The sequence below is a fragment of the Streptomyces sp. S6 genome (assembly GCF_054880855.1).
This window is the reverse complement of the sequence record NZ_JBTYMC010000686.1, coordinates 1-965: the sequence shown is the minus strand read 5'-3', so window position 1 is coordinate 965 and position 965 is coordinate 1. Positions and strand designations below refer to the sequence as shown.

The window sequence follows — 965 nt, the reverse complement described above, 5'->3', positions numbered from 1 at the left end:
CAGCGCCGCAGCCGGGGGCTGCCGCCCGCCGACGCCGACGAGTTCGAACTGCTCGCGGCGGATCTGGCGCGGGCGCACGACGGGGCCGTCGCGGCGGTCGTCCAGGCGACGCAGCTGTCCAGCCGGACCGGCAGCGAGCAGAAACTGGAGGTGTTCCTCAACCTCGCCCGGCGGCTCCAGTCCCTCGTGCACCGGGAGATCCTGCTCCTCGACGAGCTGGAGAACGAGATCGAGGACCCCGACCTGCTCAAGGGGCTCTTCCACGTCGACCACCTCGCGACCCGGGTGCGGCGGCACGCCGAGAACCTCGCGGTCCTCGGGGGAGCGGTGTCGCGCCGGCAGTGGAGCCATCCCGTCGCCATGACCGAGGTGCTGCGCTCCGCCATCGCCGAGGTCGAGCAGTACTCGCGGGTCAAGCTGGTGCCGCCGGTGGACGGGGAGCTGCGGGGGCACGCCGTCGCCGACGTCATCCATCTGCTGGCCGAACTCGTCGAGAACGCGACGGTGTTCTCGGCGCCCCACACGCAGGTCCTGCTCCGCGCCAACCTCGTCACCTCCGGCCTCGCCGTCGAGGTCGAGGACCGGGGGCTGGGCATGCCGCCCGAGGAGCAGGTCCGGATGAACGCGCTCCTCGCGGATCCCGACCAGGTCAACGTCGGCCGGCTGCTCGCCGACGGGCGCATCGGGCTGTTCGTCGTCTCCCAGCTCGCCCGGCGGCACGGGATCCGGGTGCGGTTGCAGAGCAACATCTACGGGGGAGTTCAGGCGATCCTGGTCGTGCCGCAGGCCTTGCTGGGGAGCGCGGGTCGGGCCGGGGGTGCCGCGGAGGGTTCGGGTGGTGCGGGGAGTTCCGGTTCTTTCGGGACGACCGTCCCGGCGCCCTCTGCCGAGTCCGGTCCGGGCAGCACTCCGGCGCACGGCACCGGCATGCCGCGGCGGTCGGCGCCGCGGCACGCCAGTCCGCG

The 965-nt window shown here is 73.4% G+C and carries 1 protein-coding gene; it reads left to right on the top strand.

Going from position 1 to position 965, the window contains the following annotated elements; translation table 11 throughout:
- Positions 1-965 (top strand): sensor histidine kinase (locus tag ACVNF4_RS36445; RefSeq protein WP_461807094.1); only part of this gene is annotated, 965 nt, incomplete at both ends.